Annotated in this window: 22 protein-coding genes; 17 read left to right on the top strand and 5 right to left on the bottom strand. The window is 59.6% G+C overall.

The genetic code is table 11. The features are described from left to right. Positions 1-89: 89 nt before the first annotated feature. The 12 genes from J7399_RS16315 to J7399_RS16260 all read left to right on the top strand — a co-directional run bounded on the left by J7399_RS16315 (position 90) and on the right by J7399_RS16260 (position 13,550). A complete protein-coding gene (locus J7399_RS16315; RefSeq protein WP_209079573.1) occupies positions 90-1,346 on the top strand; it encodes an ABC transporter substrate-binding protein in 1,257 nt (418 codons plus the stop codon). Between the two features lie 100 nt (positions 1,347-1,446). Continuing rightward, positions 1,447-2,373: a sugar ABC transporter permease gene (locus tag J7399_RS16310; RefSeq protein ID WP_209087602.1), complete on the top strand. Its 927-nt coding sequence runs from the start codon at positions 1,447-1,449 to the stop codon at positions 2,371-2,373. A 1-nt stretch (position 2,374) separates the two neighbouring features. Beyond that, positions 2,375-3,223 (top strand): carbohydrate ABC transporter permease, encoded by an 849-nt coding sequence (locus tag J7399_RS16305; RefSeq protein WP_209079575.1) that lies wholly within the window; start codon positions 2,375-2,377, stop codon positions 3,221-3,223. Beyond that, positions 3,220-5,286 carry an alpha-galactosidase gene (locus tag J7399_RS16300; protein ID WP_209087600.1) on the top strand — a complete coding sequence of 689 codons (2,067 nt, stop codon included), beginning with the start codon at positions 3,220-3,222 and terminating at the stop codon, positions 5,284-5,286. Before J7399_RS16305 ends, J7399_RS16300 begins: the two co-directional genes overlap by 4 nt. Continuing rightward, positions 5,283-6,992 (top strand): IlvD/Edd family dehydratase, encoded by a 1,710-nt coding sequence (locus J7399_RS16295; RefSeq protein WP_209087598.1) that lies wholly within the window; start codon positions 5,283-5,285, stop codon positions 6,990-6,992. The genes J7399_RS16300 and J7399_RS16295 overlap by 4 nt, the downstream gene beginning before the upstream one ends. Next, positions 6,992-7,753 (top strand): SDR family oxidoreductase, encoded by a 762-nt coding sequence (locus J7399_RS16290; protein WP_209064356.1) that lies wholly within the window; start codon positions 6,992-6,994, stop codon positions 7,751-7,753. Before J7399_RS16295 ends, J7399_RS16290 begins: the two co-directional genes overlap by 1 nt. 3 nt (positions 7,754-7,756) lie before the next feature. After that, the gene (locus tag J7399_RS16285; protein WP_209087596.1) at positions 7,757-8,647 is read left to right on the top strand and encodes a 2-dehydro-3-deoxygalactonokinase; all 891 of its coding nucleotides are present in this window, start codon (positions 7,757-7,759) and stop codon (positions 8,645-8,647) included. 4 nt (positions 8,648-8,651) lie between these two features. Further along, positions 8,652-9,257: a 2-dehydro-3-deoxy-6-phosphogalactonate aldolase gene (locus tag J7399_RS16280; RefSeq protein ID WP_209087594.1), complete on the top strand. Its 606-nt coding sequence runs from the start codon at positions 8,652-8,654 to the stop codon at positions 9,255-9,257. After that, positions 9,254-10,114 carry an SMP-30/gluconolactonase/LRE family protein gene (locus J7399_RS16275; protein WP_209087592.1) on the top strand — a complete coding sequence of 287 codons (861 nt, stop codon included), beginning with the start codon at positions 9,254-9,256 and terminating at the stop codon, positions 10,112-10,114. Before J7399_RS16280 ends, J7399_RS16275 begins: the two co-directional genes overlap by 4 nt. Then, positions 10,111-12,048: a beta-galactosidase gene (locus J7399_RS16270; RefSeq protein ID WP_209087590.1), complete on the top strand. Its 1,938-nt coding sequence runs from the start codon at positions 10,111-10,113 to the stop codon at positions 12,046-12,048. The genes J7399_RS16275 and J7399_RS16270 overlap by 4 nt, the downstream gene beginning before the upstream one ends. A gap of 144 nt (positions 12,049-12,192) precedes the next feature. Beyond that, the gene (locus J7399_RS16265) at positions 12,193-12,654 is read left to right on the top strand and encodes a MarR family transcriptional regulator (protein ID WP_209087588.1); all 462 of its coding nucleotides are present in this window, start codon (positions 12,193-12,195) and stop codon (positions 12,652-12,654) included. Next, positions 12,654-13,550: an alpha/beta fold hydrolase gene (locus tag J7399_RS16260; RefSeq protein ID WP_247742934.1), complete on the top strand. Its 897-nt coding sequence runs from the start codon at positions 12,654-12,656 to the stop codon at positions 13,548-13,550. Before J7399_RS16265 ends, J7399_RS16260 begins: the two co-directional genes overlap by 1 nt. Positions 13,551-13,645: 95 nt before the next feature. Here the strand turns inward: J7399_RS16260 and J7399_RS16255 are convergent, their stop codons facing one another. Together J7399_RS16255 and J7399_RS16250 are read right to left on the bottom strand one after the other, a co-directional pair. Beyond that, on the bottom strand, positions 13,646-14,560 hold the full coding sequence (locus tag J7399_RS16255; protein ID WP_209087586.1) for a manganese-dependent inorganic pyrophosphatase: 915 nt from the start codon (positions 14,558-14,560) through the stop codon (positions 13,646-13,648). A gap of 104 nt (positions 14,561-14,664) precedes the next feature. Then, on the bottom strand, positions 14,665-15,666 hold the full coding sequence (locus J7399_RS16250; protein ID WP_209087584.1) for a TraB/GumN family protein: 1,002 nt from the start codon (positions 15,664-15,666) through the stop codon (positions 14,665-14,667). Positions 15,667-15,782: 116 nt separating this feature from the next. Between J7399_RS16250 and J7399_RS16245 the strand changes: the two genes are divergently transcribed. Together J7399_RS16245 and J7399_RS16240 are read left to right on the top strand one after the other, a co-directional pair. After that, positions 15,783-16,442 (top strand): DUF2161 family putative PD-(D/E)XK-type phosphodiesterase, encoded by a 660-nt coding sequence (locus J7399_RS16245; protein WP_209087582.1) that lies wholly within the window; start codon positions 15,783-15,785, stop codon positions 16,440-16,442. Between the two features lie 124 nt (positions 16,443-16,566). Further along, positions 16,567-17,091 (top strand): GrpB family protein, encoded by a 525-nt coding sequence (locus J7399_RS16240; protein WP_209087580.1) that lies wholly within the window; start codon positions 16,567-16,569, stop codon positions 17,089-17,091. A 174-nt stretch (positions 17,092-17,265) separates the two neighbouring features. Here J7399_RS16240 and J7399_RS16235 read toward each other — a convergent pair whose 3' ends face one another. Further along, positions 17,266-17,847, bottom strand: a complete 582-nt coding sequence (locus J7399_RS16235) for an NAD(P)H-dependent oxidoreductase (protein WP_209087578.1) — start codon at positions 17,845-17,847, stop codon at positions 17,266-17,268. A gap of 232 nt (positions 17,848-18,079) precedes the next feature. On the opposite strand from J7399_RS16235, the gene J7399_RS16230 reads away from it, so the two are divergent. Continuing rightward, positions 18,080-18,307: a hypothetical protein gene (locus J7399_RS16230; RefSeq protein WP_209087576.1), complete on the top strand. Its 228-nt coding sequence runs from the start codon at positions 18,080-18,082 to the stop codon at positions 18,305-18,307. 321 nt (positions 18,308-18,628) lie between these two features. Here J7399_RS16230 and groL read toward each other — a convergent pair whose 3' ends face one another. Both groL and J7399_RS16220 read right to left on the bottom strand, forming a co-directional pair. Continuing rightward, on the bottom strand, positions 18,629-20,266 hold the full coding sequence (gene groL / locus J7399_RS16225) for a chaperonin GroEL (RefSeq protein ID WP_209064392.1): 1,638 nt from the start codon (positions 20,264-20,266) through the stop codon (positions 18,629-18,631). A 38-nt stretch (positions 20,267-20,304) separates the two neighbouring features. Then, positions 20,305-20,592, bottom strand: a complete 288-nt coding sequence (locus J7399_RS16220) for a co-chaperone GroES (protein ID WP_209064394.1) — start codon at positions 20,590-20,592, stop codon at positions 20,305-20,307. A 242-nt stretch (positions 20,593-20,834) separates the two neighbouring features. On the opposite strand from J7399_RS16220, the gene J7399_RS16215 reads away from it, so the two are divergent. Both J7399_RS16215 and J7399_RS16210 read left to right on the top strand, forming a co-directional pair. Continuing rightward, positions 20,835-22,334, top strand: a complete 1,500-nt coding sequence (locus J7399_RS16215; RefSeq protein WP_209087573.1) for a malonyl-CoA synthase — start codon at positions 20,835-20,837, stop codon at positions 22,332-22,334. A gap of 3 nt (positions 22,335-22,337) precedes the next feature. Continuing rightward, entirely contained in the window at positions 22,338-23,222 is an 885-nt protein-coding gene (locus J7399_RS16210) for an alpha/beta fold hydrolase (RefSeq protein ID WP_209087571.1), read from the top strand. The last annotated feature ends 138 nt before the right edge of the window (positions 23,223-23,360 follow it).

The following is a 23,360-nucleotide window of genomic DNA, read 5'->3' as shown; positions in this document are numbered from 1 at the left end:
TCGAACAGGGTGTAGTTTTCAATATGTAAAACGAGGTTTCAAATAATGAAACCAAAACTTACATAATTTTGGAGCACAGGGAGGACACAATGCTTTCCAAAATGAAAACCACTGCAGCCGCGGCCGCGGTTGCTTCGGCGTTTGCTGTACCGGCTTCCGCGGAGCTGAGCGGCGATCTGACCATTTTCCTGGACACATCGAACCCAGCGCCGCGCGCGACAATGGAAGCGATGATTGCGCGTTTCGGTGAGAAGCACCCGGACCTGAACATCGAAACCACTGTGATCGATCGCGAAGCCTATAAGACCCAGATCCGCAACTTCCTGACCGCAAATGCGCCGGATGTTGCCACCTGGTATGCCGCCAACCGTATGCGCCCCTACGTAGAAGCGGGCCTGTTTGAAGATGTATCCGATCTTTATGCAGAGCCAGCCATCGCAGAAGGTCTGGCTTCCACCAAAGGTGCTCTGACCATTGACGACAAGCAGTGGGGCGTCGCCTACACCTACTATCAGTGGGGCGTTTACTACCGCAAAGATATCTTCGCGGAGCTGGGCCTGTCTGAGCCAACCACCTGGGACGAAGAGAAAGCCAACTGCGCCAAGATCGTAGAGTCTGGCCGCGCCTGCTACACCATCGGCACCAAGTACCTGTGGACCGCTGGCGGCTGGTTTGACTATCTGAACATGCGCACCAACGGCTTTGATTTCCACATGGATCTGGCCGCTGGCAACGTGTCTTGGGAAGACGAGCGCGTGAAGCAGACCTTCATGAACTGGAAAGAGCTGATCGACATGGGCGGCTTTATTGCTGACCACCAGACCTACAGCTGGCAGGAAGCGCTGCCGTTCATGGTGAACGGTGAAGCAGCAGCCTATCTGATGGGCAACTTCGCTGTGGCGCCGCTGCGCGAAGCAGGCCTGTCTGATGACCAGCTGGACTTCTATCAGTTTGTGAAGATCAACCCGGACGTTGCACTATCTGAAGATGCACCAACCGACACCTTCCACATCCCTGCAAACGCGAAGAACAAAGAAGCGGCACGTGAGTTCCTGCGCTTTGCCACTTCGCCAGAAGAGCAGACCATCATCAACAACGGCAAGAACCTGGGTCAGCTGCCTGTGAACGCAGCCTCCTCCGTGGATGATGACAAGTTCCTGCAGCAGGGCTTTGAGATGCTGTCCACCAACTCCACCGGTGGTGTGGCGCAGTTCTGGGACCGTGATGCCCCAGCAGAGATGGCCAAAGTCTCCATGGAAGGTTTCCAGGAGTTCATGGTGAAGCCAGATCAGCTGGACAAGATCCTGGCCAAGCTCGAGCGCGCACGCGGTCGTATCTATAAATAAAAACAAGGCGTTGGCTTGGCCTTCTGGCCAGTTGACCGCCGTTTGACACGAGAGGCGGGGGAATTCTCCGCCTCTCAGCCCTCAAACCCCGGGTTATGTTATGACCGTTTCTTCTGAAATTCCTGAAACCGAAAGCTGGTTCCACCGCAATCAACAGCGCATCGCGCCCTGGGTTTTCCTGGCGCCGGGCATCCTGTTTTTCGCGGTCTATGTGATCGCGCCGGTGTTCCAATCTTTCAACCTGTCGCTCTATGAGTGGGACGGGTTGGGCGAAAAGACCTATGTGGGCTTTCGCAACTATGAAGACCTTTATTGGGAGTATGTGGATCGAGACGCCTTCTTTGTGTCGTTGAAAAACAACGTGCTGTGGCTGTTTCTCTACCTGCTTGCCATTCCTGCCGGACTGTTCATTGCGCTGTTCCTGAACCAGACCGTTGCGGGCATCCGTATCTATAAGTCCCTGTTCTTCTTTCCTTTCGTGATCAGCCAGGTGGTGGTTGGTCTGGTGTTCAGCTGGTTTTACGATCCGAACTTCGGCCTGCTGAACACAATGCTGGGCTGGGTTGGTATGGGCCCGATCAATGTGCTTGGGAACGAAGACCTTGTGACCTATGGCATCGTTGCTGCGGGCCTGTGGCCGCAGACGGCTTACTGCATGATCCTCTACCTCACCGGCCTGAACGCGGTGGATCCGGAGCAGATCGAGGCCGGTCGTCTGGATGGGGCGAAGGGTTGGAAAATGCTCTGGCACATCATTCTGCCGCAGCTGCGCCCGGCGACCTTCATTGCCTTTGTGGTGACGATCATCGGCGCGCTGCGCTCCTTTGATCTGATCTCCATCATGACGCAGGGCGGCCCGTTTGGCAGCTCGCGTGTGCTGGCTTACTATATGTTTGAAGTGGCGCTGTCGGAATACGGTTTCCGCATGGGCTATGGCGCGGCGATTGCCGTGGTGCTGTTCCTGATCATGCTCTGCTTTATCACCTACTTCCTGTGGTCGATGTACCGCGAAGAGAAGGGGCACTGAGATGTTTCCACAACCGATTGAAAAACAGCCTCAGGCCGCGCAGCTTGCCTATAAGACCATGCTGCCGATTGCGCTGCTGCTCTGGCTCGCGCCATTGCTGGCCGTGGCTCTGTTCTCCATCAAGCCGGATGCGGATTTCACTTCCGGCAACTATTGGGGGCTGCCTTCGAGCTTTGAAGGCGCGGCGAACTATGGGCGGGTCTTCTTTGACTCCGACATGCCACGTTATCTGCTGAACTCCTTTATGATCACCATCCCAACGGTGATCGGGGCTGTGGCGCTTAGTTCGATGACGGGGTTTGCGCTGGGGATTTATAAGTTCCGCGCCAACCTCTGGATCTTCTTTATGTTTGTGGCCGGAAACTTCGTGCCGTTCCAGATCCTGATGGTGCCGGTTCGTGACCTGACGCTGGACATGGGGCTGTACAACACCAAGACCGGCCTTGTGCTGTTCCATGTGGCTTTCCAGACCGGGTTCTGCACGCTGTTTATGCGCAACTTCATCCGCGCTCTGCCGTTTGAGCTGATTGAGGCGGCGCGGGTGGAAGGTGTGAGCGAATGGCGCATCTTCTGGTATGTGGTGTTGCCCCTGATGAAGCCCGCGCTGGCGGCGCTTTCGGTGCTGATCTTCACTTTCATCTGGAACGACTATTTCTGGGCGGTGGTGCTGACCCAAGGGGCGGAGAGCCAGCCTGTGACCGCCGGGATCACCTCGTTTAACGCGCAGTACCGTGCTGCCTATCACCTGATGAGCGCAGGCTCGATTGTGGCGGCTCTGCCCCCTGTGGCGATGTTCTTCCTGATGCAACGGCACTTCATTGCCGGTCTCACTTTGGGAGCTGTGAAGTGACGCAAGCTTTGCAAACCTGGCGCATTGATGCGCCGGGTCAGACATTGGTGCTTGGTTCAGACGGGGGCGTGCCCGGCGCGCTCTACTGGGGCGCTCCGTTGCCTGCGGGAGACGATTTGAGCGCGCTTGCGGCCGCGACCGCGCGTGATGTGACCGGGGGCATGATCGACGCACTGCCCGCCCTGTCGCTGTGTCCGGAAGCGGGCAACAGCTTTCAGGGGCAGGCGGGGCTGGTGGCCTACCGCGATGGGCAGGCGCTTTATCCACGTTTTAAACTGATTGAGACCGACGGCGCGCGCTTTGTCTGCGAGGACGCAGAGGCCGGGCTGACGCTGACCTTCACCTTTGCCGTTGAGGGTGATGTGATTGCCGCCTCAACCACGCTGACCTCCCGTGCGGAGATCAGTGTGCACCATCTGGCTGCGCCGGTGCTGCCGGGGCCGCAGATGGGGGCGGAGATTTTGCATTTCTCGGGCCGCTGGGTTGGTGAGTTTCAGATGGAACGCAGCCCATGGCGCGCAGGGGTTCTGATGCGGGAGGCGCGCACGGGCCGGTCCGGCCATGAGCACCCGCCGCTGGCCTATTTCCCGGAGCAGGGCGCAAGCAATACACAAGGCCAGGTCTTTGCGATGCATTACGGCTGGTCTGGTGGACATGTCATGTATGCCGAAGAGCTGCCGGATGGGCGGCGTCAGATCCAGTGGGGCCATGCCACCGGCACGCGCCGCGCGGGGACGCAGTTTGAGACTGGAAAGCTCTATCTATCGGTTTCCGATACAGGGTTGAATGGCTGCGCAGTGGCATTCCAGCGTCATCTGCGGGACCATGTGGTGACCTGGCCGCATCCGGAGCGTGCGCGCCCGGTGCACTATAATTGCTGGGAAGCGATCTACTTTGATCACGACTTTGAGGAACTCAAGGCGATTGCCGATCGGGCCGCGGCACTGGGCGCGGAGCGGTTTGTGCTGGACGACGGCTGGTTCGGGAAACGCGATGATGACACCTCCAGTCTTGGGGATTGGGACATTGATCCGCGCAAATGGCCAGACGGGCTGAGCCCGCTGATAGATCATGTGGCGTCGCTTGGGATGGTCTTTGGCCTGTGGTTTGAGCCGGAGATGGTCAACCTCGACAGTGATCTGGCGCGGGCCCATCCGGAGTGGATCCTCGGGCCCGCAGATCAGATCGAAGGGCGTCAGCAACGGGTGTTGGATATGGCCAACCCTGAGGTGCGGGGTTACCTCTATGGCAAGATCAGCGCGATCCTGGAAAGCCACGACATTGATTACATCAAGTGGGATCACAACCGCTTGCTGCCCGTGGCTGATGCGGCGCAGGCGGAAGGCATCTATGCGCTGATGGGCGCGCTGCGCGCGGCGTTCCCTAAGGTGGAGATTGAGAGCTGCGCCTCTGGTGGGGGGCGGATTGATGCGGGGATTTTGCGCAATACGCAGCGGGTTTGGCTGAGTGACAGCAATGACGCGCTGGAGCGGTTGCGTATTCAGCATGATGCGGCGCTGATGCTGCCTGCGGCGATCACCGGCAGCCATGTTGGGCCGCGCCATTGCCATACCTCCGGGCGGGTGCATGACATCCATTTCCGCGCCTGGGTGGCGGCGCAGCGGCATATGGGGTGCGAAATGGACCCTCGCGAGCTGACGGACAGTGAAACCGAGGTGCTGACCCGTGTCACCACCTGGTGGAAGGCCAATCGGGACTGGCGTATGTCGGCGGACATCCTTCGGCTGGATGCGGCGGACAGCAGTGTGATTGCAGAGCAGCAACTGGCGCAGGACAAGACGCGCTTTGTGGTTTTTGCCGGTAAGGCGGACACCGGGAGGCAGATCATGCCGCGTCCTTTGAGGCTCACGGGGCTAGAGCCGGATGCGCACTACGAAATTGAGCTGATCAACCGCGAGGAGGCACATCATTTGTCCCGTCGCGAGATGCCGATAAAAGACGGGCCGCTCACGGTGAGTGGCCAGATATTGATGCAACACGGACTCATCCTGCCGTGGTCCTTCCCGGACCGGATGTGGGTGATTGAAGGAAAACGAGTATGACCAAGAAACGCCGCTCCCAGCATTGGTATGGCAAGCTGGACAAAGACGGGTTCATTCACCGCAGCTGGATGAAAAACCAGGGCTTTCCGGATCACGCTTTTGATGGGCGCCCGATCATCGGGATTTGCAACACCTGGTCGGAGCTGACCCCCTGTAACTCCGGTCTGCGCACGTTGGCCGAAGGCGTGAAGCGCGGGGTCTGGGAGGCGGGGGGCTTCCCGGTGGAGTTCCCGGTGATGTCGCTTGGCGAGACCCAGATGAAGCCGACCGCGATGCTGTTTCGCAATCTGCTGGCGATGGATGTGGAAGAGAGCATCCGCGCCTATGGCATTGACGGTGTTGTGCTGCTGGGCGGCTGTGACAAGACCACGCCGGGGCAGCTGATGGGCGCGGCGTCGGTGGACCTGCCGACCATCGTGGTGAGCTCCGGCCCGATGCTGAACGGCAAGTTCAAGGGCAAGGACATTGGCTCTGGCACCGATGTCTGGAAGTTCTCTGAAGAGGTCCGCGCGGGCGAGATGACCCTGCAGGATTTCATGAATGCAGAAAGCGGCATGAGCCGCAGCGCGGGCGTGTGCATGACCATGGGCACGGCCTCCACCATGGCCTCTCTTGTCGAAGCGATGGGGATGGCGCTGCCGACCAATGCGGCATTGCCTGCAGTGGATGCGCGCCGGATGGCGCTGGCGCATCTGACCGGCAAACGCATTGTGGAAATGGTGGATGAAGATCTGAAACCGTCGGACATCCTCACCAAAGAAGCCTTTGAAAACGCCATTCTGGCCAATGCGGCAGTGGGGGGCTCCACCAACGCGGTGGTGCATTTGCTGGCGCTGGCGGGCCGTGTGGGTGTGGATCTGACGCTGAAGGACTTTGAGATCGGTTCTGAAATCCCGCTGCTCGTCAACTGTATGCCATCAGGCAAATACCTGATGGAAGACTTCTGCTACGCGGGCGGTGTGCCTGCCGTGTTGAGCCAGCTGAAAGATCACGTGCGTCCGGCCAATACCGTGTTGGGCAAAGATATTGTGACCTATCACGAGGGGGCTGAGATCTATAATGACGACGTGATCCGCCCGCTCGATAATCCGGTCAAACCCGCCGCCGGGCTGCGCGTGCTGCGAGGCAATCTTGCTCCCAACGGCGCGATTGTGAAGCCTTCCGCGGCGACGGATGCGCTGTTGGAGCATGAGGGCGAGGCCTTTGTGTTTGAAAACATCGAAGACCTGAAAGCCAATATTGACCGGGATGATCTGCCGGTGACGCCGGAAACTATTCTGGTGCTGAAAGGCTGTGGTCCGAAGGGCTATCCGGGGATGCCGGAGGTGGGCAATATGCCGATCCCAGCCAAGCTGGTGAAGGAGGGCGTGCGAGATATGATCCGCGTGTCGGATGCGCGTATGTCTGGCACGGCCTTTGGCACTGTGATCCTGCATGTCAGCCCGGAGGCACAGGCCGGGGGCACGCTGGCGTTGGTGAAAACCGGTGACCGCATCAAAGTGTCAGCGCAAAACGGTGTGCTGGAGCTGCTGGTGGATGAAGCAGAGCTTGAGGCGCGCCGTGCCGACTGGCAGCCCGATCCAGAGCATTATACACGCGGCTACGCAAAACTTTATTACGACCACGTGTTGCAGGCCGACAAAGGTGCGGACCTCGACTTCCTCGTCGGCAAGGACACACGTTTGGTCACACGGGAGAGCCACTGATGGCAGGCACGATTTTTCCAGATCTCAAAGGCAAGTCCGTTTACATCACAGGCGGGGCCAGTGGCATCGGCGCGGCCCTGACCGACGGGTTTATGGCGCAGGGCGCAAAGGTGGCCATCATCGGGCGCTCCGCTGCGGATGACTTCATCGCAGAGATGGAAACCAAACACGGCGCCACGCCTCTGTTCATGCAAGGCGATATCTCTGACATTCCGCGCCTGCGCGAAACGATCCAGCAGGCGGTGGGAGAACACGGCGGTCTGGATGTGGTGGTGAACAACGCGGCCAACGACCAGCGCCATGCACTCGATGAGGTGGACGAAGCGTTCTACGACTGGATGCAGGCGGTGAACCAGAAAGCCTATTTCTTTGCCTGTCAGGAAGCGGCGCGGCAGATGACGGACGGCGGCTCGATCATCAATTTCAGCTCGATCAGCTACATCATGGGTAACGCAGGCTACCCGATTTATACGGCGGCCAATGCGGCGATCACCGGGATGACCCGTTCGCTGGCGCGGGAGCTGGGGCCAAAAGGCATTCGCGTCAATGCGCTGGCGCCGGGCTGGGTGCTGACCCAGAAACAATTGGACATGTGGGCCGAGCCGGAAGCGCTGGCGGCGCATATGGAGCGTCAGTGTCTGAAAGAGCATCTGAAGCCCGAGGATATGATCGATCCGACGCTGTATCTCGCCTCCAATGCCAGCCGGATGATGACGGGCCAATGTATGGCAGTGGACGGTGGCGTTGTGGTTTCGGGGTAAGTGATGAGCGTGCAAGCAGAATGGATCGCGGTGGATTGGGGCACCTCTCGGTTGCGGGTCTTTGCCATGTCGGGCGAGAAGGTGCTGGCCACTGCAGAGTCAGAGCAGGGTATGTCCAAGCTCAGCAAGGCAGAGTTTGAGCCGGCCTTGATGGCGCTGGTTGGAGACTGGCTGGGCGATGGCGTGACCGATGTGATTGCCTGCGGCATGGTTGGCGCGCGTCAGGGCTGGGTTGAGGCGCCTTACAGCGCGGTGCCTGCGCCGGCCTTGGCGGAACGCATCATTCGCGTGCCGGATACGGATGCGCGCCTGCGTGTGCATGTGGTGCCGGGCCTGAAGCAGATGAAACCCGCCGATGTGATGCGGGGCGAAGAGACCCAGGTTGCTGGCTTTCTGTCCAAACATCAGAACTGGGACGGGGTTTTGTGCCTTCCGGGCACCCATACGAAATGGGTGCATGTGAGCGCGGACGAGGTGGTGAGCTTTCGCACCTTCATGACCGGAGAGATGTTTGCGCTTCTGTCCAAACAATCGGTGCTGCAGCACTCGGTCGGCGAAGGCTGGGACGAAGAGGCCTTCCGCGCGGGCATGGATGTGACGCTGTCGCGCCCGGAAAATCTCGCGACAGAGCTGTTTGCGATCCGGGCCAGTGACCTGCTGGAGGCGACGCCTGCGGCTGTTGGCCGTGCGCGGCTCTCGGGCCTTTTGTTGGGTGCCGAGCTGGCGGCATCGCGCCCCTATTGGCTGGGGCAGCAGATCGCGGTGATTGGCGATGCGGCGCTCTCAAATATCTACGCTGAGGCGCTCAAGGCGCAGGGTGGGTTCGTCTCTGTGGTGGACTGCCAGGAAATGACACTTGCGGGGCTGATCGCCGCGCGCAACCTTTTGGGATAACAACATGAGCCGGTCGATTATTGCGATCTTGCGCGGGGTGACCCCGGGCGAAGTGGAAGCGATTGCACAGGAAATTCTCGCCGCAGGCATTGATAAGATCGAGGTGCCGCTGAACTCGCCGGAGCCGCTGGAGAGCATCGGGTTGCTGGCTAAATCCATCGGCGCTCAAGCGCTTGTGGGCGCAGGCACGGTGCTGGAGGTGGCGCAGGTGGACGCGGTGAAAGCGGTTGGCGGGCAATTGATAGTCTCGCCCAACTGCGATGTGGACGTGATTGCCCACACAGCAAGTCTTGGCATGGAAAGCTGGCCCGGCGTGTTCACGCCCACCGAAGCTTTTGCCGCACTGAAGGCTGGCGCAACAGGGCTGAAGCTTTTCCCCGGTGACATGGCGGGGCCAGCGGGCCTTAAAGCGATGCGCGCCGTGCTGCCCAAAGACCGTGCGGTCTATGCTGTGGGCGGTGCGGGGCCGGACAACTTTGGTGAGTGGGTCGCGGCAGGTGCGAGCGGATTTGGCATCGGCTCTGCGATCTACAAACCGGGGATGAGTGCAGCTGATGTGCGCACCAAGGCAAATGCGATTGTGGCGGCCTATGATGAGGCCATGGCATGAGCGTCGTCTTTGACAATCGTGTCTGTGAGTTGGGGGAAGGGCCGCTCTGGCATCCGGTGCGCGAGCAATTTTATTGGTTTGATATCAAAGGCAAACGTCTGCTGACCCAGAAAGAGGGCGTGCAGCAGGAATGGGTGTTTGATGAGTTCTTCTCCGCCGCTGGCTGGGTGGATGAGGAGACTCTCCTCGTGGCCTCAGAGACCGCGCTGTGGCGGATGGATCTGGAGTGCGGCCTGCGCGAGCATGTGGTCGATCTGGAAGCCGACAATCCGGTGACGCGCTCTAACGACGGGCGCGCAGATCCTTGGGGCGGTTTCTGGATCGGGACCATGGGGAAATCCGCTGAGGCCAAGGCCGGTGCGATCTATCGGTTCTACAAAGGGGAACTGCGTCAGGTGGTTGGAGACATCACCATCTCAAACGCGATCTGTTTTGATCAGACACGCGCCTGTGCCTATTACGCCGACACGCCGACAGGGCAGGTGATGCGCCAAAGTGTGGACTCGGATACCGGCTGGCCTGTGGGCGCGGTGGAGGTTTATCTCGACCTGAAGCCGGAAGGGTTGAACCCGGATGGCGCGGTCGTGGATGCCGAAGGCAATGTCTGGATCGCGCAATGGGGGGCCGCGCGTGTGGCGGCCTATAATCCTGCGGGCAACTTTGTGAAGGCCGTGGAGGTGGGCGGGGTGCAAGCCTCTTGTCCTGCCTTTGGTGGCCCCGAGCTGCGCGATCTCTATGTGACCACAGCGGCGGAAGATCTGGCGGCTGATGTTCTGGCTGCTGCGCCGGAAAACGGCATGACATTTGTGCAGGAAAACGCCGGTCAGGGCGTTGCGGAACCGCGGGTGATCCTATGAAACAAGAGCTGGGCGTCTGTTATTATCCGGAGCATTGGCCGGAGGAGATGTGGGCGAAAGATGCCGCCGATATGATCGCGGCAGGCATCACCTGGGTGCGGATTGGCGAGTTTGCCTGGAGCCGTATGGAGTCTGTGGCAGGCACGCTGACGCTGGAATGGCTGGACCGCGCGATTGACGTGCTGGGCAGTGCCGGCTTGAAGGTTGTGCTGGGCACACCGACCGCGACACCGCCGCGCTGGATGATCGACAAACACCCCGACATGCTGGCGGTGGATGAAAATGGCAATCCACGCAAATTTGGCTCGCGTCGGCATTATTGCTTCAGCCATGAAGGGTTTAAGGCGGAGAGCGCGCGGATCACCAAGATCATTGCGGAGCGCTACGGTAGGAACTCATATGTGGCGGCCTGGCAGACCGACAATGAGTACGGCTGTCACGATACGATTTTGAGCTATTCAGAACCCGCCAAGGTCGCGTTCCAAGCCTGGTGCAAGGCGCGCTATGGCACGGTTGAGGCGCTGAATGAGGCCTGGGGCAATATCTTCTGGTCGATGGAGTATTTCTCCTTTGAACAGATCGACTTGCCCAACCTTACGGTGACCGAGCCGAACCCTGCACATGTGCTGGCCTTCCGCCGGTTTTCCTCCGATCAAGTGGTGGCATTCAACAAGGTTCAGACCGATATTCTGCGTGCCCATACCGATGCGCCGCTGATCCACAACTACATGGGCCGCATTCTGGAATTTGACCATTTTGATGTGGGCGAAGACCTCGATATCGCGAGCTGGGACAGCTATCCGATTGGCTTTCTATCAGATCGCCTGGAGGCGTCAGAGGACCATAAGGTGCGGTTCCTGCGCCAAGGGGATCCGGACATGCAGGCCTTCCACCACGATCTCTATCGTGCGGTGGGCAAGGGTCGTTGGTGGGTCATGGAACAGCAACCCGGCCCGGTGAATTGGGCACCGTATAACCCCGCACCTTTGCCAGGGATGGTGGCGCTGTGGTCGCTGGAGGCCTTTGCCCATGGGGCAGAGGTAGTGAGCTATTTCCGCTGGCGGCAGGCCCCGTTTGCGCAGGAGCAGATGCACGCAGGGCTGCAGACGCCCGATGGCCGTGAGGCACCGGGCATGGATGAGGCGCGTGCGGTGGCCAAGATTTTGGCCGATTTGCCCCCGCAAGAGACACAGCAGGCCGAGGTGGCGCTGGTGTTTGATTATCCTTCGGATTGGGCCTGGCACACACAGCCGCAGGGCGCTGGCTTTGACTATTTCAGACTGGTGTTTTCGGCCTACCGCGGGCTGCGCCGTGCGGGGCTTTCGGTGGACATCGTAAGCGCCTCTTGCCGTGACTTTGCAGGCTACAAAGCGGTGTTTGCACCGGGCGTGGCGACGGTGGATCTGGCATTGGTGGAGGCGGTGAGTACCGCAGGCGCGTTGGGCATTTATGGGCCGCGCACCGGGGCGATTACCGAAGACTTCTTTATCCCTGCGGGTGGACGCCCGGAGTTGCCGGGGCTGGATGTGCGTGTGGAACTGATTGAAAGCATGCCACCTCATGCCGGGATGCCGGTGGCTGGCGGTGGCATGGCTGATCATTGGCATGAACGGCTGAGCGGCGGGGCAGAGGTGCTGCTGGCGACGGAGGCTGGCGCGCCGGTGCTGATGGGGCAGGGAGACCGTTGGTATCTCGGCAGTTTCCCAGATGATGCGTTGTGGGATCGGCTTGTGGCTATGGCAGCTGGGAAGGCTGGTTTCACTGTCAGTCCTGTGCCGGAGGGGCTGCGCAAGCGCCGCTTCGGAGAGCTGGAATTTGTGATCAACTACAATGGCTTTGCGGAAAACCTTGGGGATGTGACGGTGCCCGCCTGTGGCGTTGCGGTGCTCAAAGACGGCGTGCCAATTGCGGTGAGCGATCTGAGCCGGAGCTGATCTCGGCAACTCAAATGGATATACAGAAAGGGCGAGGAGGTTCTCTCGCCCTTTTTGGTTGGCGTGACGTCAACGTCAAGATGGCTTGTCAAAGCAGGTGGTTCGTATACGAATTAAGCGAAACAAATTCGGATGCGAACCAAAATGGCCAGACAACCTCGTCTGTTTTTTCTGATCAACAAAGCCTATGCGGCGCTGGCGCGGGCGTCTGAGCGAAAGACGCAAGCCATGGCTGGGCTGTCGATGCCGCAACACGGTGTCTTGGCGCTTTTGTCCAAAGAGGACGGTCAAACGGTGACCGACTTGGCCAAAACGCTTTCGATGCGCAAATCGAGCCTCAGCGGGTTGATCGACCGTATGGTCGAGCGCGGCTTTGTCCGTCGCGCGCGTGAGGATGCTGATGGGCGCGTGGTGAGAGTGTACCTTGAACCGTCTGCGCAGGATTTACTGCAGCGTACGTTGCCTTTGGTTCAGCACATCAACGGGCTGCTGCTCGCACCTTTTGACGAGGCCGAGCAGGAGGTGATCGGACGCTTTCTGACCCATATGGCTGAGAATGCGGAAGAGATCATTGATCAGGTGGACCTTTCAGAGGAGCGGGTGTGATGTTGGATATGAGTGATGTTGCTGTCGAAGATGTAACGCTCACCACCGAGGATGGCACGGCACTTACTGGCACGCTCTATCGAGGGGCTGCGCCGCAGGTGGCGATCCTGATCTCGGCAGGGACCGGATATCCGCGCAGGTTTTACCGTCATGCGGCGGCCTATCTGGCGGCGCGGGGTGCGGTGGTGCTGACCTATGATTTTCGGGGAATCGGCGACAGTGGCGGTGGAGATCTCGCGGCTTCTGAGATCGATTATCCCGATTGGGGACGATTGGATATGACGGCGGCGCTAAGCTGGTTGGCGCAGGAAGCAGAGGGGCTGCCGCTGACCACATTGGGGCATAGCGTTGGCGGGCAATTTGTCGGGTTTGCTCAGAATAATACGCTTGCGGTGCGGCATGCTTTTGTGGCGGTGGGCAGCGGGTACTGGCGGCTGCACAAGCCTGTGAATTGGCCGCTGGAGCTGTTCTGGTGGTGGGGCTATGGCAGCTATTGCCTTGCGAGATATGGATCTATTCCGGCCGGTGGCATCTGGGGCGGAGAAGCTCTGCCACCGAAAGTGTTCCGCACCTGGCGGCGGTGGAGCAGCCGGAGGAGCTATCTGTTGCCGGATCTCGCATCAGGCAAATACCCGCATCACTACGATCAGGTGACCGCCCCGATATGCTCCTGGTCCCTGAGTGACGATCCGATTGCAACTGAGGCCGCCTCGGAAGACACGCTGTCATATTATTCCCTTACAGAGAAGCATTTGGCTTTGCGCACACCAGCGGCGCTGGGTGTCAAGAAGCTGGGCCATGAAGGCGCGTTTCGCAAAGGGCGGGAGGCGCTTTGGGCGGAGCTGTGGGAGTGGCTGGCGGAAGGGGCGTTGCCGGAGGGGGCTGCGCCTAAGTGATTGGTGGGGTGCGCAGGGACTGCGCACCCTACGAGGGAAAAGAAAAATGCCGGTGTGGGGACACGCCGGCATTTCGTTTTATGCTATATGCGCGATCAGACTTTGAGGTTTGGAATGATCTGCTTTTTGCGGCTCACAACACCCGGCAGCACAACGCTGTCGGTTTCAGCGGTTGCGTCAAAGGACTTCGCCGCGACTGATTTCACCAAATCGTTTGGCACCAGCAGCGTGCTTTCTTCGTTCAGAATGTCCACCACGAAAAGCAGAACCTGATCCACGCCGTCTTCAGCGGCCACGGTGGTCATGCTTTCCATCAGGGACGCTTTGCGGTCCAGCACGATGGCAGGAGAGGTGGTTTCCAGAACGGAGACGCGGAATTTGGTGCCGTCGACTTCGTATTCCTTGGAGTCCATGCGCAGAAGCTCTGCGTCGGAGAAAGAAGACACATCGGATTTTGCGGCAAACATTTCAGCAGCATAAGACGGGATGTCGATGCCCAGATCTGCGGCCAGTTTCTCGGCCACGGCTTTGTCATGGTCGGTGGTGGTCGGGCTGCGGAATTCCAGCGTGTCAGACAGGATGCAGGTCAGCATGGTGCCTTTGATCCAGTCTGGCATCTCGATGTCGCCCATCAGGTCGTGCATGATGGTCGCGGTGCAGGCCACGGGGCGGATGGTGATGTCAATCGGGCCTTTGGTTTCCAGGCCGCCCACCAGCTTGTGGTGGTCGATGATCGCCTGAACGTCTGCGCCATTGATGTTGGCAGGCAGCTCGGCAGGGTTGTTGGTGTCCACGATCACCACGGCAGCGTCATCTGCCACGTCGGCGATGATTTCAGGCTTGGTCAGATCCCAGCGCTCCAGCAGCCATGCGGCTTCGGTGTTGGGCTCGCCCAGCAGCTTTGCTTCGGCTGGGGAGCCTTTGATTTCAGAGAGATACCACGCCCAGATGATCGGGGAGCCGGTGGAATCGGTATCAGGAGACTTGTGGCCAAAAACCTGAATGGTCATGTCGAGAGGTCCTTAGAAAACAGGGGAATATTGCGGATTTGCGCGCCTTATAGAAGGGCGCGCGGGCTTTGTCACGGGGGCAGGCGCCGGGGCGGCGATTTGGCCTAGAGCGGCAGGCGCGTCACGGTGAAACCTGCGGCCTCAAGCTGGGCCAGAACGCCGTGGTCTCCAGGCAGATGCAGCGCGCCAAAGGCGACAAGCGAAGGGGTCTTGGCCAGCGCGGGGGAGAGGGTCTTAACCCAGTCGGTGTTGCGGGTTTTGATCAGGTCTTCTTCGACCTGCTGCAGCAGGGTGGCGATGCGCTCTGCGTCGGCATCGCCCTGTGCCGCCTGTAGCATGTCCGCACGGTTGAGCTCCCAGATAAGCTGAATGGTTTCAGAGAGATACATGTCGATCACCGTGGGGATCATATCTGCGCCTGAAAGGTCGGTGCCCAGATCAAGGCTCCAGCGCAGATCATCGACCTGCTGCTCGATCGGGTCACCGGCAAGCAGCCCAATCAGGCTCTCGGTGTTGTCCAGAGAATGCCGGGGCAGATCACGCGCTTGGGCAAGGGCTTCGATTTGCAGATCCAGCCCTTTTTTGCCAGATTTAACAACATCAAAGGCGCAAGGCGGCACCATCAGCGTCATGCCCAGAAACCAAGGCTGATAGCGCGCAGCCAGGAAGGGCGGCATGCCACGGGCCTTCAGTTGATCAGAGACTTTGGCCCAGTTCTCATCTCCGAGACGGTCGATGAGGGAGGGGCCGGATTGGATCAGAAAGAGCTCCGGATTTTGGGTCAGGTGACGCTGAAAGCTGAGCTGGGCCTCCGATGTCATCTCCATGAAGAGCTGCTGGGGCTGTGGCGTAAGGCTGCGCAGGCGCTCCACGGTGGCGGCGTGCTCGGGCAGGTGCAGATGGAAGGTTCCAATGATGTGGGAGACAATCCCGTTTTTCTCCACCTGCCAGAGCAGACCTTCGGAGAAGGGCGCTTGTGCGGCGGCCTCAAGCATCGCCGTGCGTTCCGTCTTGGGGCGCTGTTCAAACAGGTTTGGGCCTTCGCAATTGGCCATGGCTGCCCCGGAAAACCCGAGCAGAAACAAGAACGTCGTGAAGATGCGCATCAGAAACCTCATAGGAATTGGCGCCAAATTAGCAGTTTGCCTCCTGCACTCAAGGGCGCGTGCACCGGCAGGCAAAGCGTTGTGGGCATTTGCCCAAATTGCCGCTACCAAGAGGTATGAGCAAGATCGCCGAAACAGAGCTTTATGCCCCGATCAAAGCCTGGCTGGAGGCGCGGGGATTTGAGGTGAAAGCCGAAGTGGGTGCGGCGGATGTGGTGGCGATGCGGGCAGGGGAAGAGCCTGTCATCATAGAGTTAAAGACTGGTTTCTCCCTCGCGTTGCTGCAACAGGCGGTGGCGCGGCAGGCGGTGACGGATGCGGTTTATGTGGCGGTGCCGCGCTGGAAGGGGCGGGCCGGATGGAAGGCGTTTTCCGGCAATATTGGCCTGTGCAAACGGCTGGGCATCGGGGTGCTTTCGGTGCGGCTCAAGGACGGCGCGGTGGAGGCGCATTGTGATCCGGTGCCGTTTCAACCGAGAAAATCCAAGGCACGTAAAGCCCAGCTATTAAAGGCGTTTTCGCGCCTTGAGGGAGATCCGAATGTGGGCGGGACGCGCGGCGCAACCGTGACGGTTTACCGTCAGGACGCGGAAAAATGCGCGGTATATCTCAATGAAAACGGCGCAAGCCGGGGGCGGGATGTGGCCGGTGGCACAGGTGTGGAGAACGCAACAACCCTGATGCGGGACAACCACTATGGCTGGTTTGAGAAGGTCGAAAAAGGCGTCTACATGTTGAGCGAATCTGGCGTCGCGGCGCTTGCAGATGCGGGTTAAGCGTTGCGCCGGGACGGTGCATTAATCCGCAAAACTGGCCCTGTTGGCACGTCGGTATCGCGTCGGTATTGCGGCTGTTTCGCGGAGGTGGAATTTTTTGGACTTGAAAGGTTAATGCAGCGGCATGGTTTTGGTTGTGGAACATGATCCCGCATGGGCGGCGGGCTTTGCGAAAGAGGCGGCCGCGATCCACGCGGCACTGGGCGCAGAGGCGATCGAGTTGCATCACATTGGCAGTACCTCTGTGCCCGGACTGGTGGCTAAGCCGATCCTAGATCTGCTTGGTGAGGTAGCGGATCTGGCGGCGGTGGATGCGGCCAAGGCGCAGTTTGAAGCGCTGGGCTATGAGGTGATGGGAGAGCTCGGCATCCCGGGGCGGCGGTATTTTCGCAAGATGGACGCTGCGGGGCAGCGCAGCCATCACCTGCATGTGTTTGAAAGAGGCTCTGCGCATGTGGCACGCCATCTGGCATTTCGCGACTACCTGCGCGCGCATCCCAAGGTGGCGGCGGACTATGGCGCGTTGAAGCGCGAGCTGATTGCCGAGGGTCGCGGCGATTGGGAGGCGTATATTGACGGCAAAGACGCCTTTGTGCAGCGGGTTGAGGCGGAGGCCTCGGTCTGGGCGCGGGGGCGGGATCAGAGCTGAGGGCAGTTTTCTAGTTCGTCGCCCAACAAATCTGCCGCAGCTGCGTCGGGTCACATAGACCGGCCCCCGACCCTGGGTGGGGGTGAAGCCCCCTCCCTTGGGGGAGGGTCGGGGGCTGGTCGGCTTCGCCGCCTGCGAAATGTGGTGCCTGAGTGAGGTTGCTCTTGGTCAGACTTAACACGGCGGCTCCAAGGTGAGGCCGGTCTGGTAGCTGCGCTCCAAGAGAGCGGCGCGGCGGGGGGCGGAGCCGGTGGCGCCGTTCAGAAGTTCGATCTTGCGCGGGGAGAGGCCGAAGTAGCCAAAGGTGCCTTTGCTCCAGAGGGTGTTAAGCGCGGCCGTATAGCCTTCCTCTTCCATCTCGTCAGAGCGCGCGCCGGCGGGGATGAGCAACACGCCGGTGCGGGGTTTTAGGAGGCTTTGTGCGGGATCATCGAGCTGATCATAGGACCAGCCCCAACTAAAGACGCGATCCATCCAGCCCTTCATCATCGACGGCATGCCCCAGCAGAACAGTGGGAAGACAAGGCAGATCGCGTCACACCGCTCAATGCGCTCCTGCTCGCGCCGCACGTCAGACGGGGGCGTGTCTGTACTCTCGATATCGGCCATGGACCAGAGCGGGGAGAACCCCTCAGCGTTGAGATCGGCCAACTCAGTGGTGTGACCCGCCGCCTGTGCGCCGCGCATAAATTCGGCGGCAACCGCGTGGCTGAAAGAGGTGGGGTTGGGGTGGTCGATCACCGTGAGAACATGCATGTCGTCTGATCCGGTTTGGCTGTGTTCTCAGAGAGATAGGGGAGGGGGCGGTGGATTGCGAGGGGGGAGCGCTAGGCAGGAAAGGTCGGCAATCGCCACGAATGGGCGTGGACTTTCGAGGAGTAGCGTTTTTAGGTTGAAATGCGTTCTAAAGATAGAGCTTCGGTCTCGGTTGTCACCGGATTGCTCTCCGAAAACGTGTTTTGTATTTATCGACCTAAAGGATATTTGAATGAACTCTGAAGCAGCAGTACTGATTGCCTTTGTAAGTGGCCTAGCGCCGTTGATTTTTGTGATTTGGGCAATTGTTTCGGCTGTCCATTCACTGAAGAGCATTGCTGAGTCTTTGAAACTAATAAGTGCTCAGTCTCTCAGCGAAGTTGCTAGTCGCTCTGGACATGTATCTCACGCCGATAAAGTAATTCGGGATCCAGCTTACAAATACGTTCCTAAGCCTTAAGGCATAAGGTGTCTTTGCTGTTGCCTTTGGGCCCGGAACAAGGGCGCAGCCCGCCGGGTCAGCGCCCGACCACCCCTATGGGCGGGCGCTTTGTGTGCGGTTTTAGGAGATTGCGGGCAAAGAGGTCTTTGGCAGAGATAAAGTGGCGGCTTTGCACGTTTGTGCGTCCACCCGCGGTCGGGCGCTGGCCCTTGCAGCACATAACGAAAAAGGGCCGCCCGAAGGCGACCCTTTGAAACGTGTCTGGCGGAGGCTTTCGTGACCTTGGCCCTTGCGGGGCCAAGGCACTGTCGCCATCACAATCCCTGACGGGAGTTGTGATTACATCATGCCGCCCATGCCGCCCATGTCAGGCATTGCAGGTGCGCCTGCGCCTTCTTTGGCTGGCTTGTCTGCAACCATCGCTTCGGTGGTGATCAGCAGGCCTGCAACGGAGGCCGCGTCTTCCAGAGCGGTGCGGGTCACTTTGGCTGGGTCGATCACACCGAAGGAGAACATGTCGCCATATTCTTCGGTCTGCGCGTTGAAGCCGAAGGAGGTGTCGTCGCTCTCGCGGATTTTGCCCGCCACAACGGCACCGTCGACACCGGAGTTCTCTGCGATCTGACGCAGAGGTGCTTCGATGGCTTTGCGCACGATGTTGATGCCTGCGTTCTGGTCAGCGTTTGCGCCTTCCAGACCTTCCAGTGCTTTACCGGCCTGAACCAGAGCAACACCACCGCCGACGATCACGCCTTCCTGCACAGCTGCGCGGGTTGCGTTCAGAGCATCGTCCACACGGTCTTTGCGCTCTTTCACTTCCACTTCGGTCATGCCGCCAACGCGGATCACAGCAACACCGCCTGCCAGTTTGGCAACGCGCTCTTGCAGCTTCTCACGGTCGTAGTCGGAAGAGGTTTCTTCGATCTGAGTGCGGATCTGAGCCACGCGTGCTTCGATCTCTGCTTTCTCGCCTGCACCGTCAACGATGGTGGTTTCGTCTTTGGTGATCTCGATTTTCTTGGCGGTGCCGAGCATGTCCATGGTGACGTTCTCGAGCTTCATGCCCAGATCTTCGGAGATAACCTGACCGCCGGTCAGGATTGCGATGTCCTGCAGCATGGCTTTGCGGCGGTCGCCGAAGCCAGGTGCTTTAACAGCAGCAATTTTCAGGCCGCCGCGCAGTTTGTTCACAACCAGAGTTGCCAGCGCTTCGCCTTCCACGTCTTCTGCGATGATCAGAAGAGGCTTCTGGGACTGGATCACCTGCTCGAGCAGTGGAACCATTGGCTGCAGGGAAGACAGTTTCTTCTCGTGCAGCAGCACCATGCAGTCGTCCAGATCAGCGATCATTTTGTCTGCGTTGGTCACGAAGTAAGGGGAGAGGTAGCCGCGGTCGAACTGCATGCCCTCAACAACATCGGTCTCGGTTTCCAGACCTTTGTTTTCCTCAACGGTGATCACGCCCTCGTTGCCAACTTTCTGCATCGCGTCTGCGATCTGCTGGCCGATTTCGGCTTCGCCGTTTGCGGAGATGGTGCCAACCTGAGCAACTTCTGCGGAGTCAGCAACTTCGCGGGATGCGGATTTGATGCCTTCAACCACTTTCGCAGTTGCCAGATCGATGCCGCGCTTCAGGTCCATTGGGTTCAGACCAGCAGCAACCTGCTTGAGGCCTTCACGCACGATGGCTTGTGCCAGAACGGTCGCGGTGGTGGTGCCGTCGCCGGCTTCGTCGTTGGTGCGGGAAGCAACTTCCTTCACCATCTGTGCGCCCATGTTCTCGAACTTGTCTTCCAGCTCGATCTCTTTGGCCACGGACACACCGTCTTTGGTAATGCGTGGTGCGCCGAAGGATTTCTCCAGAACAACGTTACGGCCTTTTGGGCCGAGGGTCACTTTGACTGCGTCTGCGAGAACGTTCACGCCGCGCAGCATTGCGTTGCGGGCATCGGTGTCGAATTTGACGTCTTTTGCCATTTTATAGGCTCCTAAATTCGTAAATTGCGGTCAGACGATCAGGCAATGATGCCCATGATGTCGGATTCTTTCATGATCAGCAGCTCTTCACCGTCAACGGTGACTTCGGTGCCGGACCATTTGCCAAACAGGACTTTGTCGCCCGCTTTCACGTCGAGCTCGACGCGTGCGCCTTTGTCGTCACGTGCGCCTGCGCCCACGGATACAACTTCGCCTTCAGCTGGTTTTTCTTTGGCGCTGTCTGGAATGATCAGACCGCCTGCGGTTTTCTCGTCGCTTTCAACGCGGCGAACGAGCACGCGGTCATGCAGAGGTGTAAAAGCCATGACTAGGTTTCCCTAATTAAAGTGTCTCCCTGACTCCTCAGCGGAGCCGTTATCACTCCCTAATGGCGAGTGCTAACGGCGAAAGAGGTAGGGGGCGAATGCGGGGGAGTCAACGGCTGTTACAGAAGTTTCTTGTTTTGGGCGGAAATTGGGGGCGCAGGCTTTGTTTTATGGTTCTTGAAAATCCTGTCGGGATGCCCAAAGGTCGGCCCGCAAGCCAAACCGACGAAGGATGATCCGGCGTGACCAACACACTTTATGACGCATTGATTGCGCCTCATGCGCAGAATTCGGCTGTTTTTCTGGAGTGCGATGACGGGGTTCTGGTGACCTATCAGGACTTTGTGACCCGGGCGGCGCAGATGGCGCGGGTGTTGGCAGAGGCCGGTGTGGCGCCCGGTGAGCGGGTGGTGGTGCAGGGGCCAAAGACGCGCGATGCGCTGGCGCTTTATGGGGGCGCGCTGCAGGCGGGGGCGGTCTATCTGCCGCTGAATACCGCCTATACGCAAGAGGAGGTGCGCTATTTCTGCGAAGACGCCACACCCAAGCTGATTGTCTGTGACGCCAAAGATGCGACGCAGATCGGGGGGATCGCAGCGGATGTGGGTGCGCAGGTGCTGACCCTGACCGCAGAGGGCGGAAGCCTGAGCGCGGCGGCGGATGCGCAGCCTGCAGAGTTTGAGACGGTGGCGCGCGGGCCAGAAGACCTTGCCGGCTTGCTTTACACATCAGGCACCACCGGACGCTCCAAAGGCGCGATGATGTCGCACAAAAACCTGCTGTCCAATGCGCAGTCGCTGACCGACTTGTGGCAGATCACATCCGGGGACAGGCTGGTTCACGCTTTGCCAATTTTTCACACCCATGGGCTGTTCGTGGCGATGAACACTTCGCTACTGGCCGGTGCGCGGGTGCGGTTGATGGCGCAGTTTGATCTGGAGATGATCCTGAGCGCCTTGCCGCAATCCACGCTGATGATGGGCGTGCCGACGTTTTACACACGGCTTCTGGGCGATGGGCGGTTTGACAAAGACCTTTGCGCCAATATGCGGCTGTTTATTTCCGGCTCAGCGCCCTTGCTGGCGGAGACCCATCAGGCCTTTGAGGCGCGCAGCGGGCACCGCATTCTGGAGCGCTATGGCATGACGGAGACCAATATGATCACCTCCAACCCTTATACGGGCGCGCGGGTGGCGGGCACCGTGGGCTACGCGCTGCCGGGCACAGAGGTGAAGATCACTGATCCTGAGAGCGGGGAGACTTTGCCCCACGGGGAGATCGGCATGATCGAGGTGCGCGGTGACAATGTGTTTCAGGGCTATTGGCAGATGCCGGAAAAAACCGCCGAAGAACTGCGCGCGGATGGGTTTTTTATCACCGGTGATCTGGCGGTGATGGAACCGGATGGGCGGGTCACCATTGTGGGGCGGGCTAAAGATCTGATCATTTCGGGGGGGTACAACATTTACCCCAAAGAGGTTGAGGATGTGCTCAACGATCTGGAAGGGGTGTCTGAAAGCGCGGTTTATGGCGTGCCCCATGCGGATTTTGGCGAGAGCGTGATTGCGGCCTTGGTGGCGCTGCCCGGTGCCACGCTGGACGTGGAGGCGATCAAGGCGGAGGTGGACAAGCGACTGGCGCGGTTCAAACATCCGCGGGTGTATCAGATCATGGAGGCCCTGCCGCGCAACACCATGGGCAAGGTGCAGAAAAACGTGCTGCGGCAAGAGCACAAGGGGTAAGAGATGCAGATCACGGCAAATGGCATTCAGATTGAGGTGGAAGACCACGGGCCGCGCGATGGCGTGCCTTTGGTGCTTATCCGCGGGTTGGGGTCGCAGCTGATCCATTGGCCTGCGGAGTTTGTTCAAGGTCTGGCCGACGCGAGGTTTCGCGTGGTGGTGTTTGACAACCGCGATGTGGGGTTGTCGCAGCGCTGCCCCAAGGAGGGCGTGCCCAGTCAGGCCGAAGAGATCACGGCGCAGGCTTTGGCGGAGGGCGCGGTGCCAGCGGCTTATCGTTTGAATGACATGGCGGCGGACACGATTGGCGTGATGGATGCGCTGGGCATCGAGACAGCGCATGTGTTTGGCATGTCGATGGGCGGCGCGATTGTGCAGCTTTTGTGCATGGATCATGCGGCGCGTTTGCTCAGCGGCACCATCGTGATGGCGACAGCGCGCCCCTTTGCGGAGCGCGGGGGCAATGCGGAATGGCTGGCGACTCTGTTGGCGCATCCGGTGGCGCGGGAGGATTTCATTGCCAACGCGCTGCGGGAATATGAGTTCTGGGGCAGCCCGGCTTATCCGATGACAGAAGCGGAGTTGCAGGCGCAGGCGGGGCTGGCCTATGACCGGGGCTTTGATCCGGAAGGTGTGAACCGGCAGGTGCTGGCGGTGATTGCCTCCACCGACCGGCGCCATGATCTGACCCAAGTGACGGTGCCCTGTCAGGTCATTCACGGCGAAAACGACACGCTGATCCCGCCGGAGGCCGGAGCCGAGATTGCCGGGCTGATCCCCGGGTGTGATTACCACGCGATTGAGGGCATGGGGCATGTGATCACGCCGAAGCAGGCGCCCATGCTGGTGGCGATGATGCAGGATTTTGTGGCGCGTCACGCGGGCTGAGCGCACAGGCTGAATTGACCTGTGCGGCCCCGTGGCGTAGAGCTAGGGCAACTCAGATGGAGGTTTTATGGCCCGGTATCAGGATGCCTGAACATGGCGGGTGGCAGAGTGCCCACCCGATGCACCAACAGATCAGCG

The sequence above is a fragment of the Shimia sp. R9_1 genome (assembly GCF_017743775.1).
Lineage (GTDB): Bacteria > Pseudomonadota > Alphaproteobacteria > Rhodobacterales > Rhodobacteraceae > Shimia.
Note: the sequence above shows the minus strand (reverse complement) of the source record. Positions and strands in the feature narration are given on the sequence as shown.

Coding starts and splice junctions, on each gene's coding strand:
- groL (WP_209064392.1), bottom strand. CDS start 20,266: ATGGCAAAAGACGTCAAATTCGACACCGATGCCCGCAACGCAATGCTG.
- J7399_RS16315 (WP_209079573.1), top strand. CDS start 90: ATGCTTTCCAAAATGAAAACCACTGCAGCCGCGGCCGCGGTTGCTTCG.
- J7399_RS16280 (WP_209087594.1), top strand. CDS start 8,652: ATGAGCCGGTCGATTATTGCGATCTTGCGCGGGGTGACCCCGGGCGAA.
- J7399_RS16255 (WP_209087586.1), bottom strand. CDS start 14,560: ATGACCATTCAGGTTTTTGGCCACAAGTCTCCTGATACCGATTCCACC.
- J7399_RS16270 (WP_209087590.1), top strand. CDS start 10,111: ATGAAACAAGAGCTGGGCGTCTGTTATTATCCGGAGCATTGGCCGGAG.
- J7399_RS16230 (WP_209087576.1), top strand. CDS start 18,080: ATGAACTCTGAAGCAGCAGTACTGATTGCCTTTGTAAGTGGCCTAGCG.
- J7399_RS16290 (WP_209064356.1), top strand. CDS start 6,992: ATGGCAGGCACGATTTTTCCAGATCTCAAAGGCAAGTCCGTTTACATC.
- J7399_RS16245 (WP_209087582.1), top strand. CDS start 15,783: ATGAGCAAGATCGCCGAAACAGAGCTTTATGCCCCGATCAAAGCCTGG.
- J7399_RS16265 (WP_209087588.1), top strand. CDS start 12,193: ATGGCCAGACAACCTCGTCTGTTTTTTCTGATCAACAAAGCCTATGCG.
- J7399_RS16285 (WP_209087596.1), top strand. CDS start 7,757: ATGAGCGTGCAAGCAGAATGGATCGCGGTGGATTGGGGCACCTCTCGG.
- J7399_RS16240 (WP_209087580.1), top strand. CDS start 16,567: ATGGTTTTGGTTGTGGAACATGATCCCGCATGGGCGGCGGGCTTTGCG.
- J7399_RS16235 (WP_209087578.1), bottom strand. CDS start 17,847: ATGCATGTTCTCACGGTGATCGACCACCCCAACCCCACCTCTTTCAGC.
- J7399_RS16305 (WP_209079575.1), top strand. CDS start 2,375: ATGTTTCCACAACCGATTGAAAAACAGCCTCAGGCCGCGCAGCTTGCC.
- J7399_RS16210 (WP_209087571.1), top strand. CDS start 22,338: ATGCAGATCACGGCAAATGGCATTCAGATTGAGGTGGAAGACCACGGG.
- J7399_RS16310 (WP_209087602.1), top strand. CDS start 1,447: ATGACCGTTTCTTCTGAAATTCCTGAAACCGAAAGCTGGTTCCACCGC.
- J7399_RS16260 (WP_247742934.1), top strand. CDS start 12,654: ATGTTGGATATGAGTGATGTTGCTGTCGAAGATGTAACGCTCACCACC.
- J7399_RS16250 (WP_209087584.1), bottom strand. CDS start 15,666: ATGCGCATCTTCACGACGTTCTTGTTTCTGCTCGGGTTTTCCGGGGCA.
- J7399_RS16295 (WP_209087598.1), top strand. CDS start 5,283: ATGACCAAGAAACGCCGCTCCCAGCATTGGTATGGCAAGCTGGACAAA.
- J7399_RS16220 (WP_209064394.1), bottom strand. CDS start 20,592: ATGGCTTTTACACCTCTGCATGACCGCGTGCTCGTTCGCCGCGTTGAA.
- J7399_RS16275 (WP_209087592.1), top strand. CDS start 9,254: ATGAGCGTCGTCTTTGACAATCGTGTCTGTGAGTTGGGGGAAGGGCCG.